Below are 16,729 nucleotides of genomic sequence, written 5' to 3'. Positions count from 1 at the left end.
AAAGCCAAGATGACCACGACTGCCCAACAGAACCACCTCGCCGCGCTGTTCAAGGCCGCGACTGTCATTCCCGTCCTCACCATCGAGCGTATCCAGGATGCGGTGCCGCTGGCGCGTGCGCTGGTGGCCGGCGGCGTCCGCACGCTGGAGGTGACCATGCGTACCCCTGTTGCGATCGAGGCGGCGAGGGCGATGATGGCCGAGGTGCCCGAGGCGGTGGTCGGCATCGGCACGATTCTCAATCCGGCCGACTTTACCCGTGTCGAGAAGCTCGGCGTTGCGTTCGGCATCAGCCCGGGCTTGACCCCGGACCTCTTGAAGGCCGCCACCCATAGCTCCTTGCCGTTTGCGCCGGGTATCGCCACGGCCTCCGAGCTGATGATGGCGCTGTCCTACGGCTTCGACATTGCAAAATTTTTCCCGGCCGAGCAGGCCGGCGGCATCAAGGGGCTGCGCTCGCTGGGTGGGCCGTTCCCGAACGTGCGGTTCTGCCCGACCGGCGGGGTCGGCGAGGCCAATGCAGCAACCTGGCTCGCGGAGCCCAATGTGGTCGCGGTCGGCGGTTCCTGGCTGTGCCCGACGGCGGAGATCAGGGCCGGGAACTGGGCCGGCATAACTGCCATCTGCCAGCGCACCCTCGAGGCCCTTAAACCCGCGTGAAGTCTTGCCATCCCTGAGCTAAGACTTAGGTCAGCAAGAGACCGCCAGGGAGAATGACCATGACCGCCAGCATCGTCGGATGGGCGCATACGCCGTTCGGCAAGTTCGACACCGAGACTGTGGAAAGCCTTGTGGTGAAGGTCGCCAATGAGGCGCTGGCGGATGCCGGCATTTCGGCCGGCGATGTCGACGAGATCGTGCTCGGCCATTTCAACGCCGGCTTCTCGCCCCAGGATTTTACCGCCTCGCTGGTGCTCCAGGCCGACCCGAAGCTGCGCTTCAAGCCGGCGACCCGGGTCGAGAACGCCTGCGCCACCGGCTCCGCCGCCGTCCATCAGGGCGTGCGCGCGATCGCGGCCGGCGCGGCCAGGATTGTCCTCGTTGTCGGGGTCGAACAGATGACGCGCACGCCGGGCCCGGAGATCGGCAAGAACCTGCTCAAGGCGTCCTATCTTCCCGAGGACGGCGACACTGTCGGCGGCTTCGCCGGCGTGTTCGGCAAGATCGCCAGCTCCTATTTCCAGAAATACGGCGACCAGTCCGATGCACTGGCGCTGATCGCGGCCAAGAACCATAAGAACGGCGTCGCCAATCCCTTCGCCCAGATGCGCAAGGACTTTGGCTTCGACTTCTGCCGCGCCGAGAGCGAGAAGAACCCCTACGTCGCCGGCCCCCTGAAGCGCACCGACTGCTCGCTGGTCTCGGACGGTGCCGCTGCCCTGGTGCTGGCCGACGCGGAAACCGCCAAGGGCATGAGCAAGTCGATCGGCTTCCGCGCCACCGCGCACGCCCAGGATTTCCTGCCGATGTCCAAGCGCGACATCCTCCAGTTCGAGGGCTGCACGGTCGCTTGGCAGCGCGCACTGGAGAAGGCGGGCGTTACACTTTCCGATCTCTCCTTCGTCGAGACCCATGACTGCTTCACCGTCGCCGAGCTGATCGAGTACGAAGCGATGGGCTTGACGCAGCGGGGGCAGGGTGCCCGTGCCATCAAGGAAGGCTGGACGCTCAAGGACGGCAAGCTGCCGGTCAATCCGTCCGGTGGCCTGAAAGCCAAGGGCCATCCGATCGGCGCCACCGGCGTCTCCATGCACGTGATGACCGCGATGCAGCTCGCCGGCCAAGCGCCCGAGGGCATGCAGCTCAAGAATGCAAAGCTCGGCGGCATTTTCAACATGGGCGGTGCGGCGGTTGCCAACTACGTCTCCGTGCTGGAGCCGCTGAAGTAAGGCTGCTGCACGGTAGGCAAGGCGTGAAGCGCCGTGCCCACCTTCTTATCTTGCGCTAGATCATGGTGGGCCCGCTGGGGGCCCTTAAAGCTCTTGATCGATTTGCAGGGGATGCATCATGAGCAATGACTACGAAGATCTGCTGTCGATGGACGCACTCAACGATCGCATCGCGATTCTCGAGGACAATATCCGCCAGCTCATCGAGCAGGCCGCGGCCGCCTCGGGTGAGCAGAACGAGTCGCGGATCGCTGACCGCATCAACCAGCAGAATGATGAGCTCGACCGCCTCCTCAAGATTCGCGATTCCCGTCAGAAGAAATAGCCGCCTTTCGCCGCCGGCGCATGCGGCCATACGCCGGCGGCTCTTGCGCATGCGCCGCCACTGCCGTTAGCTGGACCGAGATCGCAGGCCTCACTTGAGGCCGCGCAATCGGGAGCGAACGATGGGGCCGCTGAAGGGCATCAAGGTCGTCGACATGACCACCGTGCTGATGGGCCCCTATGCGACCCAGATGCTCGGCGATTACGGCGCAGACGTCATCAAGGTGGAGTCTCTGGACGGCGACGTCACCCGCCTGATCGGCCCGATGCGGCACGCAGGCATGGGCCCGGTGTTTCTCAACACCAACCGTAGCAAGCGCTCGATCTGCCTTGACCTGAAGAAGCCCGCCGGCCGCGAGGCCGTGCTCCGCTTGCTGAAAGACGCCGACGTTCTCGTCTACAACGTCCGCCCGCAGGCGATGGCGCGGCTTCAACTCGGCTATGACGTTGTTTCCAAAATCAATCCGCGGCTGGTCTATGCCGGCGTGTTCGGCTTCGGCCAGGACGGGCCCTATGCTGCAAAACCGGCCTATGACGATCTGATCCAGGGCGCCACCGCGCTGCCCGCCTTGATGGCGCAGACCGGTGACGGTGTGCCGCGCTATGTGCCGAACGCACTGGTCGATCGCATCGTAGGCTTGACTGCCGTGGGCGCGATCTGCGCCAGCCTCGTGCACCGCGACCGCACCGGCCGCGGCCAGCGCGTCGACATCCCGATGTTCGAGACCATGGCCGGCTTCGTCATGGGCGACCACATGGGCGGATTGACCTATGAGCCCCCGCTCGACAAGGGCGGTTACGCCCGCCACCTCTCGCGCGACCGCCGGCCCTACAAGACATCGGACGGTTATCTCAGCGTCATCGTCTACAACGACAAGCAGTGGGAGAACTTCTTTAAGGCGACGCGACGCGACGACCTGCGCGCCGACGCGATGTTCGCGACATTCGCCGGGCGCGCCGCCAATATCGACGTCGTCTATGCCGAGCTCGCGCGCATCTTCGAGACGCGCAGCACCGCGGAATGGATCGACCTGCTCACCAAGGCCGACGTGCCGGTGATGCCCATGCACGACCTCGCGTCGATGCTGCACGATGAGCATCTGGAGGCGACCGGCTTTTTCCCAGTGGTGAACCATCCAACTGAAGGGCCGATCCGGAGCATGAGGGTGACGGCCACCTGGTCCGAAACCGAAGCCGAACCGGTGCGGCTCGCGCCGCAGCTCAACGAGCACGGCGCGGAAATCCTGCGCGAGATCGGCTATTCCGCCGACGAGATCGACGCCATGGTCCGCGATGGCGTCACCCGTTCGCCGCCCCGGAATGACGATGCACTGGTGCGCCCATGAGCTTCATCACCGGCGTCGGTCTCACGCCTTTCGGCAAGCACGAAGGCTCGTCCTCGCTGGAGCTGATGAGCAAGGCCGCGCAGGCTGCGCTCGACGATGCCGGGCTCAAGCGTGCCGAGATCGACGGCATCCTCTGCGGCTACTCCACCGTCTCGCCGCACATCATGTTGGCGACCGTTTTTGCCGAGCATTTTGGCATCCGCCCCAGTTACGCCCATGCCGTCCAGGTCGGTGGCGCGACCGGGCTCGCGATGACCATGCTCGCCCATCATCTCGTCGAAGCGGGCGTCGCCCGCAATGTGCTCGTCGTGGCCGGCGAGAACCGCCTCACTGGGCAGAGCCGCGACGCCTCGATCCAAGCGCTGGCGCAGGTCGGCCATCCCGACTACGAACTGCCGCTCGGCCCGACCATCCCGGCCTATTACGGCCTCGTCGCTAACAGATACATGCACGAGTACGGCGTGACGGAAGAAGACCTCGCCGAATTCGCGGTGCTGATGCGCACCCACGCCTGCACTCATCCTGGTGCGCAATTCCAGGATTCCATCGAGGTCGCAGACGTCATGGCCTCGAAGCCGGTGGCGATGCCGCTGAAGCTGCTCGATTGCTGCCCGGTGTCCGACGGCGGCGCAGCCTTCGTCATCAGTCGCGAGCGGACCGGAGAGGCCCGCGTGCGCATTCGCGGCTGTGCCCAGGCCCATACCCATCAGCACGTCACTGCAGCCCCCGCCCTGAGCGAGCTCGGCGCCGAGATCTCCATCGCTCGCGCCAGGGAGGTTACCGGCCTTGCCATTTCCGACGTGCGCTACGCGGCGATCTACGACAGCTTTACGATCACGCTCGCGATGCTGCTGGAAGATCTTGGCCTCGCTGGCCGGGGCGAGGCAGCCGCGCGCGTGCGCGCTGGCCATTTCAGCCGCAATGGAGCGATGCCGCTGAACACCCATGGCGGCCTGCTCAGCTACGGTCATTGCGGCGTTGGTGGCGCCATGGCGCATCTGGTGGAAACGCATCTGCAGATGACGGGGCGGGCGGCGAATCGTCAGGTGCGCGACGCCTCGATCGCGCTGCTGCACGGCGACGGCGGCGTGCTGTCGTCTCACGTCAGCATGTTCCTGGAGCGGGTGCGATGAGCGAGCGTCTAGCCGACTGGACCAAGGGCGAACAGGCCGTCATTTATCAGACCTGCACCGCATGCGGCCATGTGCAGTATATTCGTCGCGCCTTCTGCGCGGCCTGCGGCGCGTCCGATCCGCGCGAGCAGTGCGCCAGCGGCAAGGGCAGGGTCTACGCGACGTCGCTGGTCTGCCGCGCCGCCACGCCCGAGACGCGCGCGTACGTGCCCTACAACATCCTGCTGGTCGATTGCGCCGAGGGTTTTCGCATGATGGCGCATGGTGAGAATGATCTCGCCATCGGCGATGAGGTCAGTGCGAGCTTCAAACTGTTCGCCGGCAAGCTGGTGCCGTTCTTCGCCAAAGACAGATAGTGAAATTTAGATGCTCCAATGTGGCCCGGATGGAGCGGACCGAAATCCGGGTTTTCGCCTCACCGATAGACTTTCCCGGATTGCGCGCCCCATCCGGGCTATTGCGGCAACGCGAGCGGTGGGATCCGTCATTCGGGGGCGGTCCTGAGAGACCGAGCCTGGAACGGGAATTCTGGGCCTGGCCTGTGCGAGGGCCACCCCGGAATGACGAAAGCTCTCACCCGACTCTTAACTAGCGCCCGTAGAACAGGATGCTGGCGATGACGAGCATCGCCATCACCGCTAGCATATGCGCGAACGCTTCCGAGGCCGCCCCCTTGGTGGCTTCCTTCATTCCATTTTCTCCCTAGACTTGGGCGTGACTCATCGATGCGCGGTTAGCGCCCAACGGCCAATTGTTTTTACTGGAACACCCCTTGCGAGTATCCGCCGCGATCAAGTCCCCACGCGGCGAATATCGACTGTGCCAAGGTCGTTCAGCAATGCGGCGGCATTTTGACTCGATGTTGTTGCTCCTGCGGACGCGCAAGAATACAGTTTCGTGGAAATTTCGCCGCTAACGACAAAAAGCATCAAAGGCTTAGGGAAAACTTCAGGAAAATCATGGCCCGCATCAACTACAGCGACCCGTCCAAGGCATCCGACCGCACCCGCGAGATCCTCGACAAGAACCGCAATGCCAACATCTTCCGGATGATGTCGCATTCGCCGAGCTATTTCGAGCAGTACTGCCGGCTCGGCGGCGCCATCCGCCACAAGGGCGAGCTCGATCCGATCGTGCGCGAACTCGCGATCACCCGCACCGGCATTTTGTGCGAGGCGCCGTATGAGATCGTCGCGCACAAGCGCATCGGCAAGAATGTCGGCGTCACCGACGAGCAGAACGAGGCGCTCGAGAACTGGCAGGCCGCGAACTGTTTCAATGAAGTGCAGCGCGCCGCGCTCGCCTTCACCGACGAGATCGTCAAGCTGAACAAGCCGACGGATGCGACCTTCAAGGCGATCTCATCGAAGCTGACGCCGGCCGCACTGGTTGAACTGCAGCTCTCGGTCGGATTCTACATCATGACGTCAAAGTTTCTGGAGACCTTCGAGATCGACCTTCAGCCGGTCACCGAAGTGGTCGGCTGATCGAGCAATTGCTGTGAGGGATGCTCATGACGATCGATGAATATGCCGCCTGGGCTGCAACGATTGCGAAAGTCGATGAGCGTCCGTCGAACGAACGGCTGTCCTATCTCGGGCTCGGCCTCGCCGGCGAGTCCGGCGAAGTCGCCGACCATATCAAGAAGCTGCTCCGCGATGACTGGCTCGACCAGGCGGGCCTCGTCGAAGAGCTCGGCGATGTCATCTATTACTGGGCCTGCCTCTGCGTGGCGACCGGCCAGCAGCCATCGGAGCTGCTCAAGACCAGTGCCGCCAAGATCAAGCGGCGGATCAGCGAGGCGGCGAGCCGCTAGGCCGCTCAGGTGGAGGTCAAGATATCCACTTTGGCGTTGGCGACGATCAGGCGCTCGGCCAGAAGCTGCGCAAGATTGCGCATGATGCGTTCGCTGGCGTGCGGGTGCTGCTTGCGGAAGCGCTCGAACGCTTTCAGAGGCGCCTCGAACGCGGTCGCAGCCATATCCGCGAACACGTCCGCGGAGCGGGTGGTCTCGATCAGGGCCATCTCGCCGAACGCCATGCCGGCGGTGAGTGTTGCGAGCCGCACTCCGTCGGGCAGGGTGACATGCACCGCGCCGCTGCGCAGGAAGAACAGGGAATCGGCTGCGGCGCCAGTGGTGAGGATTTTCGCGCCAGACTGATAGATCCGGATCGTGCAGATTGAGGCGAGGTCGGTCAGCTCTTCCGCGCTGAGGCCTGCGAGCAGAGGCTGCTCGGAAAGCTCGGTGGTCTCGCGAAAATCGATCGAGCCGCCATAGCGGTAGACGATCTGGTCTTCGGCCCATTCGATCGCGGTGTCGAGCACATAGAAGTCGCGGACGTTCTTCAGCTCCGCGGTCCACTCCCGCAGGCTGTCCCATTCTTTGGAGGCGCGCCTGACGCCTGACAGGACGACGGTCACATTCAGCGCCGCCAGCTCCTCGAACGCTTCAGCCACCAGCCGCGCCCCGGCGCGTGTGGTGGAGGTGACGCGGTGGAGATCGAAAATCACGAATTGCGGCCGCGGCCGGCCCGCAAGCCGGCGTGAGACATAGTCGACCGCCGACAGCGACAGCGTGCCGACCAGCTCGATGATCCGCACCTCCTGCTCGAGGGCTGCGAGAATATCGCGCTCCTGCGGGCGGCGCACGCGCCGCGACGGGCTCTTGCCGATGTCGTAATCGGCGATGACGGCGTTGCGTGCGTCGTCGCTGCGGTTGAGCATATGCAGATCGTAATGCGAGGACAGCGCCTCGCAGACCTTGATGCCGCGCACGCTGTTGCCGTGCTTGTCGAGCCTTGGCGAATAGCTGCCGAGCCCGAGGCGGGCGGGGAGTGCGGCGAGAATTCCGCCGCCGACGCCACTCTTGGCGGGGATGCCGATCCGGTAGATCCATTCGCCGGCATAGTCGTACATGCCCGACGACGTCATCACCGACAGCGTGCGCGAGATCGCGTAAGGCGTCAGCACCTGCTCGCCGGTAACCGGGTTGACGCCACGGTTGGCGAGCGTTGCCGCCATCACAGCGATGTCGCGCGCGGTGACCAGCACCGCGCATTGCCGGAAATAGACGTCGAGTACGGCCGCGACATTGTCCGAGATCACCGCATTGGTCTTGAGGAGATAGCCGATGGCACGGTTGCGGTCGCCGGTCTGGCTTTCGGAAGCGTAGACGGCCTCGTCGACGGCGAGATCGCGGCCGGCAAAACGACTAAGCGCGAGGCGAATTTGCTCGAAGGCATCCGGACCCTTGCTGTCGTGGATCAGCCCGGTGCAGGCGATCGCGCCGGCATTGACCATCGGGTTGAATGGATGATTCTCCGAGTTGAGCCGGATCGAGTTGAAAGGATCGCCGGAGGGCTCGACGCCGATTGCGCTCTCCACCCTGTTTGCGCCGAGCAGGTCCAGCGCCAGCGCGAACACGAACGGCTTTGACATCGACTGGATGGTGAAGGGCGCCCTGGAGTCGCCGACCTCGTAGACATGACCGTCCAGGGTCGCGAGGCTGATGCCGAAACAGGCAGGATCGGCCTTGCCGAGCTCGGGAATGTAGTCGGCGACCGCGCCCGAGGTCTCTGCCGAGAATTCGTTGAGGCAATTGTCCAGAAACCGCAGCAAAGGCGGCTTCGAGCGCGTCCAGGCGGTAGCGAGAGGCGAAAGCGGTTTCATTGCCTCTCTTTGTGCAACGCAATCAGGGCACGCGCAACCCGTCCGGCACCACGGTCTGCCGCCGGACCAGCAGCAGGGCGAGCAAAATCGTGGGGATCAGGATGGCGAGGCCGAGCAGCGTCACCTGCATCTGCGACAGCGGCATGATGCCGCCGCCGGGGGTGGCCACCACGAAACCGCCGATCACCAGCAGCACGCGGATGGGCCACTCCAGCGCACCGGCGCCGCGGAGATCGCCGACGAAGGGCTGGTAGCCCTGGATGCCGCCGCAGATGAACAGCGTGCCGAACGCCGCGAGCGCCATCAAGCCGAGACCGGCCAGATAGGGGCTCGGCCCCTGCAGCACCAGCGCGGGATTGAGCACGAAGAAGAACGGGATGAAATAGATGATGCTGCCGACCCACATCGATTCCCAGCCCGTCTTCATCGCCGGCGAGCCGGCAATACCTGCCGCTGCGAATGATGCAATCGCGACCGGCGGGGTGATCGACGACAGCATGCCCCAGTAGAAAATGAACATGTGCACGGCCATTTTGTTCAGCCCGAGCTTCTCCAGCGCGGGTGCGACCAGGATGGCGAGGAAGATGTAGCAGGCCGTCGTGGTCAGGCCGAGCCCGAGAATCAGGCTAGTCAGGGCGCACATGCCGAGCAGCAGGAACGGATTGTCGCCGGCGATATGCAGCAGGTCGTTGGCGAGGCTCGACACCACGCCGGTCATCGAGAAGGCGCCGATCAGCAGGCCGCACCCGGCGAGGATGCCGACAAGCTCGACGAAGGTGCGGCCGTTGACCTCGAGGAATTTGCCGATGGTCGCGACAGTCCAGCGCGTGTCCTTCGAGAACAGCTGGTTGAGCACAAGAAGCAATGCGGTGGCGTAGAATGGCGCATGGCTCTCGCGCTTGAAGTAGAGCAGCATCACGATCAGGAGGGCGATGACGAAGACGTAGTACCAGCCATCCTTGATTGTATCCATGACCCGCGGCAGCTCCGCGCGCGGAATGCCCTTCAGCCCGTGTCGTGCGGCGTAGGAATCGACCTGCATGAACAGGCCGATATAATAGAGCGCGGCGGGAATGATGGCCGCGATCGCGACATCGGCGTAGCTGACATTGAGGAACTGCGCGATTACGAAGGCGGTCGCGCCCATCACCGGCGGCGCCAGCACCGCGCCGGTCGAGGCACAAGCCTCGATCGCGCCCGCATAGGAGGCGCGAAAGCCGCTCTTCTTCATCACCGGAATGGTCATGGTGCCGGCGGTCAGCACGTTGGAGATGATCGAGCCTGACATCATGCCGAGCAGGCCGCTGGCGAAGATGCACACCTTGGCCGCGCCGCCGCGGAACGTGCCACACAGCGCGAAGGCGAGATTGATGAAGAACTTTCCGGCGCCGGTCATCATCAACGCGGTGCCGAACACCAGGAAGCCGATCACGGTGTCGGCAAACGCCTGGATGGGAATGCCGAGCAGGCTCTCGCCCGACAGCACGTGATAGGCGGTCGCCTGCTCCAGCGTCGACTGCGTGCCGCGGAACGGCCCGAGCCAGCTGGATTCCGCGAACAGCGGATAGACGGTGAAGGGAAGCACGCTCAGTAGCAGGCTCCAGCCGCCGGTGCGGCGCAGCGCCTCCATCAACATCACCCACATCACGAGACCGGCTGCGATCACGCTGTTCGGCGCGCCGCCGAATTCCCAGCCGGCCTCGGCGGCCTTGCGGACGTTCGACATCAACAGCAGCGCGGCGGCAAAGGTCACGACGAAGCAGAGAAGGTCATACCAGGGAATGCGATCGAGCGGCGCGCGCGGGGTCCCCGGGAAGATCAGGAACGTGAACGGCAGCATCAGGGCGATCAGGAGGTAGAAGTATTCCGTGTTGAGCTGGGTGTAGCCGACGAAGAAGCGCAGCGAGAATTGCTGGTTGATGCAGAGCAGGATGGTCGCGGCGGTCGCGAGGACGAGCAGCCAGCGCCACGCGCCACGCAAGCTTCGCACGCGCGTAACTTCCGCTTCCTGCATGTTGGCGGCGGCGCCATGCGGATCGTCGAACACGATCCGCTTGGCCCCGTCCTGGGAGGGGGTGGAGACTGAAGCAGACGACATGATCGACCTCGGGCGTGGACAATTAACGCTGTGAACTAATCCTCGAACCCGTTCGGCATGTCGGCCTTCGCAAGCGCCGCGGCACGCGCCTTCATCCAGGCGTCGAGGAACGCCTTATCATCCGCAGGCGGATTGGATTTTCCGTAGTCGGTCCACGCGGCGCCAAGCACCTCTTGCCGCTTGATCAGTCCGTTGTTGTGCGCCTCCTGTGCGTCGTTCCATTGCCCGGCCTCCTTCAAAGCCTTCACCGCGCCGGGATGCACCGGCACCACCCAGTTCTTGGTCTGGCGATCGGCCGCAAGCCCGCCGGCGCCGGGCGCGGAGTCCTTGTAGGAATCGTAGTTCACGATCATCGCCTTGGTGATCGCATAGACCTGCTCGGGGGCTTGCGAGGCGTAGGCGACGAAGATCGGATAGGGATAGTTGCCGAGCTCGATCGGCTTGTCCGGCGAGATACCGGCGCCGCAGGTCGCGGTCTGCGGGAAGAAGAACGAGCCGACCTTCTGCATCCGTGCCCAACCTTCCTTGTCCTTGGCGGGCAGCGGCGGCCAGACCAGCCCGCGCGGCGAAGTCTCGGCTTCCTTGGCGGGACCGGTGATGGTGGTGCCGAAGGCCGCATCGGTGTCGTTGTTGATCAAGCCCTTCCACATCGCGCCGTAGCTTGCGAACTCGACGATCTTGACGTCCTTCTGCGTCAGGCCGGCGAAGGCGAGCACCGCGAGCGAGTTCTGGTTCAGTGCCGGCGAGCCGACGACGAAGCCGACGCGCTTTCCTTGAGGTCCTTCAGCTCCTTCACCCCTGTATCCGCGGCCACGCCGAGCGAACCGCAATTGCAATCAACGCTCGAGAGCAGGATCTGGAGCGGCTGCGGGCCCCATTCCCTGGAGCCGAACTCGAACACGCCCTCCTGCGCGAAATATGTCCCCGATCCCATCGCCGCGGAGACCGCGCGCTTGGCGCGCAGCGGCGCCAGACGCGCGACATCGTTGCCTGCGGGGAGCACGCGCACGTCGGTCGAGTATTTGTCCTTCATCATCTTGCCGACGCCGACCGCGATGTTGAAGCCGGCGGTACCGGTGTCATAGGCGGTGAACGTCAATGTTGCCGGCAGCTTGATGTCGTCGGCGAATGCATAGCGTGTAGACACAAAAGAAAGGCCTGCCACCACGGCAGGCGCGAGCATGATCAGCCCACGACGCATGTTTCCCTCCAATGATCCTCGCGTTTGCCGCGACGATTTCTTTCTTTGTTTGAAACAGGTTTTGTTTGAGAGATCATGTCATCGCGGTCAGGCAATGGCAACGCCGTACCGCGAACACAGCAATGAGGCTGACAGAATGTCGCGGAAAACGACGGAGAATGCAGTCAGCTTGCGACGATTGCGATCGCCTGTCCTTCGGTAACGACGTCGTCGAGCTTCACCAGAAGCGATGTGATCTCGCCGCTCACAGGCGAAAGCACCGGTATCTCCATCTTCATCGCTTCGACCACCACAATCTCATCGCCATCTGCAACGGTTCCTCCAACTTGCACGGGAGTTGCGCAGACGCGTCCGGCGATCTCCGTGACGATCTTAATTTCTGGCATGCCATCGCCTTTTTGTTGTGGTCGCAAAATGCCTGAGGTAGTTTCTTCTGCAAGCGGAATTTAATTCCGCACAGCGGAACAAGCGGTAGGGATCATGGGACGACGTTCGGAGCGGTTGAGTAGACAAGGTGCGCTCGCTGGCGAAGCCGGTGAGGGTGATGTCATCCAGGTGGTGTCGCGCGCGTTCGACGTGTTGCGGTGCTTCGAAGGCCACGAGGCCAGGCTTGGCAATCTCGAAATTTCAAATCGCTGCGGCCTGCCGCGCTCCACGGTGTCGCGGTTGACGCACACGCTGACGCGGATGGGGCAACTGGTTTATCTGCCGCGCGATCAGAAATATCGCATCGGGCCGAGCGCGGTGGCGATGAGCGCCTCGATGATGAAGGGCGCGCAGCTGCGCAGCATGATCCGCCAGCGGCTCCAGGAAGTCGCCGAGCAACTGCCGGGCACCGTCGGCTTCGTGGTCCCCGATCGCTTCCATCTGGTCTATCTCCAGTTCGCGCGTTCGGCCTCGGCACTCGGGCTGCACGAGGGCACCGGCAGCCGCATCTCGATGGCCTCGACCGCTGCAGGCGCAGCCTACACCGCGGCATTGGCGCCCGAGGTCGGCGATGCCTTCATCGCGGACATGGAGCGGGAAGCTCCCGAGGCTGCGAAAATCCTGCGGCCCCGCATCGAGGCCAACCGGCAGTCGCTGCATGAGCGCGGCTATGTCGTGGCCTGCGGCCTGTGGAGCCCGCATATCAACGGGCTCGCGGTGCCGATCTGGTCGCCGCAATACCAGACCTTCGTCGTCATCACGATCGGTCTTCTGTCGGCGATGTACGACGAAGAGCGCCTGCATGCCGAAGTCGCGCCGCTGATGCTCGCGCTTGGCCGTTCGCTCGGCAGCCTGATGGAGGGCGCGGAAGGCGAAGTCTTCAACGCCCGCATCCCGCGTAAACCGGTCGCCATGGCCGTGCACAACAATAACAAGCCGATCAATTCGGAGGGAGTGAATGAACTGGAAGCCGGAACTCGACGAGCTCGCCCGGCGCGAAGCCTTCGCGCGGGAGATGGGCGGCGTTGACAAGGTCAAGCGTCAGCATGACCAGGGCCGACTGACTGTTCGGGAGCGTATCGACAGACTGACCGACAAGGGCAGCTTTCACGAGATCGGTGCCGTCTCCGGCGTCGGTGAATACGATTCCAGCGGCGAGTTGCAGAAATTGACGCCGGCGAACTGCGTGTTCGGCCGCGCGCGCATCGAAGGCCGCACCGTCGTCGTGGTCGGCGACGATTTCACCGTGCGCGGCGGCTCGGCGGACGCGTCCATCTCCGCAAAACCGCTGATGGCGGAGGAGATGGCGCATGATCTCCGCCTGCCCATCGTCCGCATCATCGAAGGCTCCGGCGGCGGCGGCTCGGTCAAGACTATCGAGACCAAGGGCGCGGCGAACTTGCCGGGCGGCATCGGCGGCACACGCTGGTATCGCTTCACCACCGAGAATTTGTCGCGCGTGCCCGTGGTCGCGCTCGGCCTCGGCTCGGTCGCAGGGCTCGGTGCCGCGCGTCTTGCCGCCAGCCACTATTCCATCATGACCCGGAAGTCCGCGATGTTCGTCGCAGGTCCGCCGGTGGTGAAGGCGCTGGGGCAGGACCTCTCGAGGGAAGAGCTCGGCGGCGCCGACATCCAGACCCGCGCCGGCGCGGTCGATCATGCCGTCGACACCGAGGAGGAGGCGTTTGCCTGCGCCCGGCGATTCCTGTCCTATCTGCCGTCGTCGGTCTACGAGCTACCACCGACCTTGCCCTGCACCGACAATCCGGAGCGCACAGAAGAGGCGCTGATGAGCGCGGTGCCACGCAACCGCAAGCAGGTCTACAAGATACGGCCGATCGTCGAGCAGGTCGTGGACAAGGGCTCGTTCTTCGAGGTCGCCAAAAATTTCGGCAAGCCGATCATTGTCGGCCTCGCGCGGCTCGAGGGCAGGGCGGTGATGGTGCTCGCCAGCGACAGCTTTCACTATGGCGGCTCCTGGACGGCGGATGCCTGCCAGAAGGTGGTGCGCTGGGTCGACTTCGCCGAGACCTTCCATTTGCCGATCGTCTATCTCATGGACTGCCCCGGCTTCATGATCGGCCTCGATGCGGAGAAGGCGGGCACCATCCGCCATGGCGTTCGCGCTATGGCCGCGGTCAACCAGGCCACGGTGCCCTGGTGCACGGTGATCCTGCGTAACGCCTTCGGCGTCGCCGGCGTGGTGCATCAGCCCGCCGACCGCTTCTCGATCCGCTACGCCTGGCCGTCGGCTTATTGGGGCTCGCTCCCGCTCGAAGGCGGCATCGAAGCCGCCTACCGCGCGGACATCGACGCGGCCGAGGACAAGGCGGAGAAACTGAAAGAGATCGAGGACCGCCTCAACAGGCTGCGCTCGCCATTCCGTTCCGCCGAAAAATTCTGGGTGGAGGAGATCATCGATCCCAGGAAGACGCGGTCGCTGCTGTGCGAGTTCGCGCGGCTGTCGGAGCCATTGCGGAAGCCAGGGCCGCCGGAGAGTTTTTCGATCAGGCCGTAGCCTCAGCCGTCACTGCGAGCTGCTGATGCCGATCTCAGCCTAATTGCAGTTCGGCAAAATTGATCTATCGCAACACGTAGCGTTCGATTGTCTGCAAGCGTCTCGTTTGAAACGAGGGAGAGACGTCATGACAAATGCGGGTAACGCGCTGCTTTGGACAGCCATATTTTTCTGCCTGTCGTTCGCTTCGATTTTTGTAGTCTGGTTTGCCGAGAGGTTGCGCGCGGGCTTCGTAAGGAAGCCGTAAAGCCTCCTCGGTTCGCTCCCTCGTCACCTGCTGACCGGACGGCAGATGCCTGCCGCCGGGCGGTGCCCTCGGCGTCGACGGCGTTGTGCTCGCGCTTTGCCGCGGCAGCGATGACGTGACCTCAAAACAATAACGCGCTACGCTTCCCGGGCAAGAACAAGAGGAAGCGCCAATCGTGTACGACTTCATTATCGTGGGCGGCGGCTCGGCGGGGTCCGTGCTGGCCCACCGGCTCTCCGCGAGGAGCGCCAACAAGGTCCTGCTCTGCGAGGCTGGACAGGACACACCGCCCGGAGACGAGCCGGCCGAGATCAAGGACAGCTATCCGGGGACGGCCTATTTCGATCCGCGCTTCCACTGGACCGAGCTCAAGGTCACGACCCAGATCGTCAGTCACAACAACCCGGACGAAGGGCGCCCGCCCCTGCGCAAATACGAGCAGGCTCGCGTGCTTGGCGGCGGCTCCTCGATCAACGGCCAGATGGCCAACCGCGGCGCGCCGACCGATTACGACGAATGGGAAGCGCGCGGCGCCGCGGGGTGGAGCTGGAATGATGTGCTGCCCTTCTTCAAGAAGGTCGAGCGCGACCTCGATTTCGACGGTCCCTACCACGGCAAGGACGGCCGCATCCCGGTCCGCCGAATCCCCAGGGAGCACTGGACGCGGCATTCGCAGGCGTTCGCGCAAGCCTTCCAGCAGGCCGGACATCAGTTCCTGCCCGACCAGAATGGCGAGTTCGTCGACGGGTTTTTCCCGGTGACGCACTCGAACCAGGCCGAGCAACGCGTCTCGGCTGCCATGGGCTATCTCGATCGAGACACGCGCAAGCGCGCCAACCTCACGATCTCCACCAACACGCAAGTCAGGGAGTTGCTGTTCGAGGGCACGCATTGCGTCGGCGTGAAGGCGGTGGTCGACGGGCGGGAGCAGGAATTCCGCGCCCGCGAGATCATTCTCTCCAGCGGCGCCATCCATTCGCCGGCGCATCTGTTGCGCGCCGGCATCGGCCCGGTCGGTCACCTCAGGGATATGGGCATTCCCGTGTTGATGGGGCTGCAGGGCGTCGGCCAGCGCCTGATGGATCATCCCTCGATCTCGCTATCGTCCTTTGTCCGCCGCGGCGCGCGGATGAACGAGCACACCAGGCGCCATATGCAGCTTGGCCTGCGTTACTCGTCCGGGCTCGAAGGCGTGCCGAAAGGCGACATGTTCGTCGTGCTGCTCAGCAAATCGGCCTGGCACGCCGTCGGTGAGCAAATCGGATCGCTGCTGACGTTCGTCAACAAGACCTATTCCGAGACCGGACAGGTCAAACTTGCCTCGCGCGACCCGGCAGTCGAGCCGATCGTCGAGTTCAACCTGTTGTCCGACCGGCGCGACCTCGATCGCCTGATGAGCGGCTTTCGCAAGATGGCGGCCGTGCAGATGAGCGACGTCGTCAGGGCCGTGACGGACAAGCCGTTCCCGGCCTCCTATACCGATCGCGTGCGCAAGATCGGCGTGGTCAACACCAAGAATCGGATTCTGACCAAGATCGCCGCGGCCCTGATGGACGGGCCGGCGGCGCTGCGCCACTACATGATCGACAATTTCGTGGTCGAGGGCTTCACCTTCGACGACGTCATCAACGATGACGAGGCGTTGGAAGCCTTCGTGCGCAAGGCCACGATCGGCGTGTGGCACGCCTCCTGCTCGTGCCGCATGGGCCGGACCGATGATCCGATGGCGGTGGTCGATCCACAGGGGCGCGTCAAGGGCGTGCAGGGCCTGCGCGTCGTCGATGCCTCGATCTTCCCGGTGGTGCCGTGCGCCAACACCAATTTTCCGGTCCTGATGTCGGCGGAGAAGATCGCGGCCGCGATGATGCAGTGAGCCGG

14 protein-coding genes and 1 pseudogene are annotated in these 16,729 nt (G+C 64.0%); 11 read left to right on the top strand and 4 right to left on the bottom strand.

The features are described 5' to 3' along the window. The first annotated feature begins 9 nt into the window (after positions 1-9). From eda to AB3L03_RS03355, 8 genes are all read left to right on the top strand, one after another. Complete coding sequence (gene eda, locus AB3L03_RS03390; RefSeq protein ID WP_018459241.1) at positions 10-660, top strand: bifunctional 4-hydroxy-2-oxoglutarate aldolase/2-dehydro-3-deoxy-phosphogluconate aldolase; 651 nt, start codon at positions 10-12, stop codon at positions 658-660. Between the two features lie 59 nt (positions 661-719). Further along, the gene (locus AB3L03_RS03385; RefSeq protein ID WP_368508250.1) at positions 720-1,889 is read left to right on the top strand and encodes an acetyl-CoA acetyltransferase; all 1,170 of its coding nucleotides are present in this window, start codon (positions 720-722) and stop codon (positions 1,887-1,889) included. Between the two features lie 118 nt (positions 1,890-2,007). Beyond that, entirely contained in the window at positions 2,008-2,214 is a 207-nt protein-coding gene (locus AB3L03_RS03380) for a hypothetical protein (protein WP_368508249.1), read from the top strand. Positions 2,215-2,335: 121 nt separating this feature from the next. Then, positions 2,336-3,559, top strand: coding sequence for a CaiB/BaiF CoA-transferase family protein (locus AB3L03_RS03375; protein WP_018459239.1), 1,224 nt, complete (start codon positions 2,336-2,338; stop codon positions 3,557-3,559). Further along, on the top strand, positions 3,556-4,692 hold the full coding sequence (locus AB3L03_RS03370; RefSeq protein ID WP_368508248.1) for a thiolase family protein: 1,137 nt from the start codon (positions 3,556-3,558) through the stop codon (positions 4,690-4,692). The genes AB3L03_RS03375 and AB3L03_RS03370 overlap by 4 nt, the downstream gene beginning before the upstream one ends. Next, positions 4,689-5,048, top strand: coding sequence for a Zn-ribbon domain-containing OB-fold protein (locus AB3L03_RS03365; RefSeq protein WP_018459237.1), 360 nt, complete (start codon positions 4,689-4,691; stop codon positions 5,046-5,048). Before AB3L03_RS03370 ends, AB3L03_RS03365 begins: the two co-directional genes overlap by 4 nt. 603 nt (positions 5,049-5,651) lie before the next feature. After that, the gene (locus AB3L03_RS03360) at positions 5,652-6,179 is read left to right on the top strand and encodes a carboxymuconolactone decarboxylase family protein (protein ID WP_085352807.1); all 528 of its coding nucleotides are present in this window, start codon (positions 5,652-5,654) and stop codon (positions 6,177-6,179) included. A 26-nt stretch (positions 6,180-6,205) separates the two neighbouring features. Then, a complete protein-coding gene (locus AB3L03_RS03355; protein ID WP_026233761.1) occupies positions 6,206-6,508 on the top strand; it encodes a nucleoside triphosphate pyrophosphohydrolase family protein in 303 nt (100 codons plus the stop codon). A 5-nt stretch (positions 6,509-6,513) separates the two neighbouring features. On the opposite strand, the gene glsA is transcribed toward AB3L03_RS03355, so the two are convergent. The 4 genes and pseudogenes from glsA to AB3L03_RS03335 form a co-directional block, all read right to left on the bottom strand. Beyond that, positions 6,514-8,361: a glutaminase A gene (gene glsA / locus AB3L03_RS03350; protein ID WP_368508247.1), complete on the bottom strand. Its 1,848-nt coding sequence runs from the start codon at positions 8,359-8,361 to the stop codon at positions 6,514-6,516. A gap of 22 nt (positions 8,362-8,383) precedes the next feature. Further along, entirely contained in the window at positions 8,384-10,459 is a 2,076-nt protein-coding gene (locus AB3L03_RS03345) for a TRAP transporter permease (protein ID WP_368508246.1), read from the bottom strand. Positions 10,460-10,494: 35 nt separating this feature from the next. Beyond that, positions 10,495-11,660: pseudogene (locus AB3L03_RS03340) on the bottom strand (TAXI family TRAP transporter solute-binding subunit). 164 nt (positions 11,661-11,824) lie between these two features. Continuing rightward, entirely contained in the window at positions 11,825-12,046 is a 222-nt protein-coding gene (locus AB3L03_RS03335; protein WP_018459231.1) for an acetyl-CoA carboxylase biotin carboxyl carrier protein subunit, read from the bottom strand. A 94-nt stretch (positions 12,047-12,140) separates the two neighbouring features. Here AB3L03_RS03335 and AB3L03_RS03330 point away from each other — a divergent pair, with 94 nt between their 5' ends. The 3 genes from AB3L03_RS03330 (at position 12,141) to AB3L03_RS03320 (ending at position 16,724) form a co-directional block, all read left to right on the top strand. Further along, positions 12,141-13,115, top strand: coding sequence for an IclR family transcriptional regulator (locus tag AB3L03_RS03330; RefSeq protein WP_368508245.1), 975 nt, complete (start codon positions 12,141-12,143; stop codon positions 13,113-13,115). Beyond that, a complete protein-coding gene (locus AB3L03_RS03325; protein ID WP_368508244.1) occupies positions 13,045-14,604 on the top strand; it encodes an acyl-CoA carboxylase subunit beta in 1,560 nt (519 codons plus the stop codon). Before AB3L03_RS03330 ends, AB3L03_RS03325 begins: the two co-directional genes overlap by 71 nt. Before the next feature lie 422 nt (positions 14,605-15,026). Further along, complete coding sequence (locus AB3L03_RS03320; protein WP_368508243.1) at positions 15,027-16,724, top strand: GMC family oxidoreductase; 1,698 nt, start codon at positions 15,027-15,029, stop codon at positions 16,722-16,724. Positions 16,725-16,729 lie beyond the last annotated feature (5 nt).

Source organism: Bradyrhizobium lupini (assembly GCF_040939785.1).
GTDB classification, from domain to species: domain Bacteria; phylum Pseudomonadota; class Alphaproteobacteria; order Rhizobiales; family Xanthobacteraceae; genus Bradyrhizobium; species Bradyrhizobium canariense_D.
This window is presented reverse-complemented; position numbering and strand designations above follow the sequence as displayed.

Excerpts from the sequence above, each read along its gene's own strand:
- AB3L03_RS03365 (WP_018459237.1), top strand. The coding sequence starts at position 4,689 with ATGAGCGAGCGTCTAGCCGACTGGACCAAGGGCGAACAGGCCGTCATT.
- AB3L03_RS03370 (WP_368508248.1), top strand. The coding sequence starts at position 3,556 with ATGAGCTTCATCACCGGCGTCGGTCTCACGCCTTTCGGCAAGCACGAA.
- AB3L03_RS03335 (WP_018459231.1), bottom strand. The coding sequence starts at position 12,046 with ATGCCAGAAATTAAGATCGTCACGGAGATCGCCGGACGCGTCTGCGCA.
- AB3L03_RS03325 (WP_368508244.1), top strand. The coding sequence starts at position 13,045 with ATGAACTGGAAGCCGGAACTCGACGAGCTCGCCCGGCGCGAAGCCTTC.
- AB3L03_RS03385 (WP_368508250.1), top strand. The coding sequence starts at position 720 with ATGACCGCCAGCATCGTCGGATGGGCGCATACGCCGTTCGGCAAGTTC.
- AB3L03_RS03345 (WP_368508246.1), bottom strand. The coding sequence starts at position 10,459 with ATGTCGTCTGCTTCAGTCTCCACCCCCTCCCAGGACGGGGCCAAGCGG.
- AB3L03_RS03380 (WP_368508249.1), top strand. The coding sequence starts at position 2,008 with ATGAGCAATGACTACGAAGATCTGCTGTCGATGGACGCACTCAACGAT.
- glsA (WP_368508247.1), bottom strand. The coding sequence starts at position 8,361 with ATGAAACCGCTTTCGCCTCTCGCTACCGCCTGGACGCGCTCGAAGCCG.
- AB3L03_RS03375 (WP_018459239.1), top strand. The coding sequence starts at position 2,336 with ATGGGGCCGCTGAAGGGCATCAAGGTCGTCGACATGACCACCGTGCTG.
- AB3L03_RS03355 (WP_026233761.1), top strand. The coding sequence starts at position 6,206 with ATGACGATCGATGAATATGCCGCCTGGGCTGCAACGATTGCGAAAGTC.
- AB3L03_RS03360 (WP_085352807.1), top strand. The coding sequence starts at position 5,652 with ATGGCCCGCATCAACTACAGCGACCCGTCCAAGGCATCCGACCGCACC.
- AB3L03_RS03330 (WP_368508245.1), top strand. The coding sequence starts at position 12,141 with ATGGGACGACGTTCGGAGCGGTTGAGTAGACAAGGTGCGCTCGCTGGC.
- eda (WP_018459241.1), top strand. The coding sequence starts at position 10 with ATGACCACGACTGCCCAACAGAACCACCTCGCCGCGCTGTTCAAGGCC.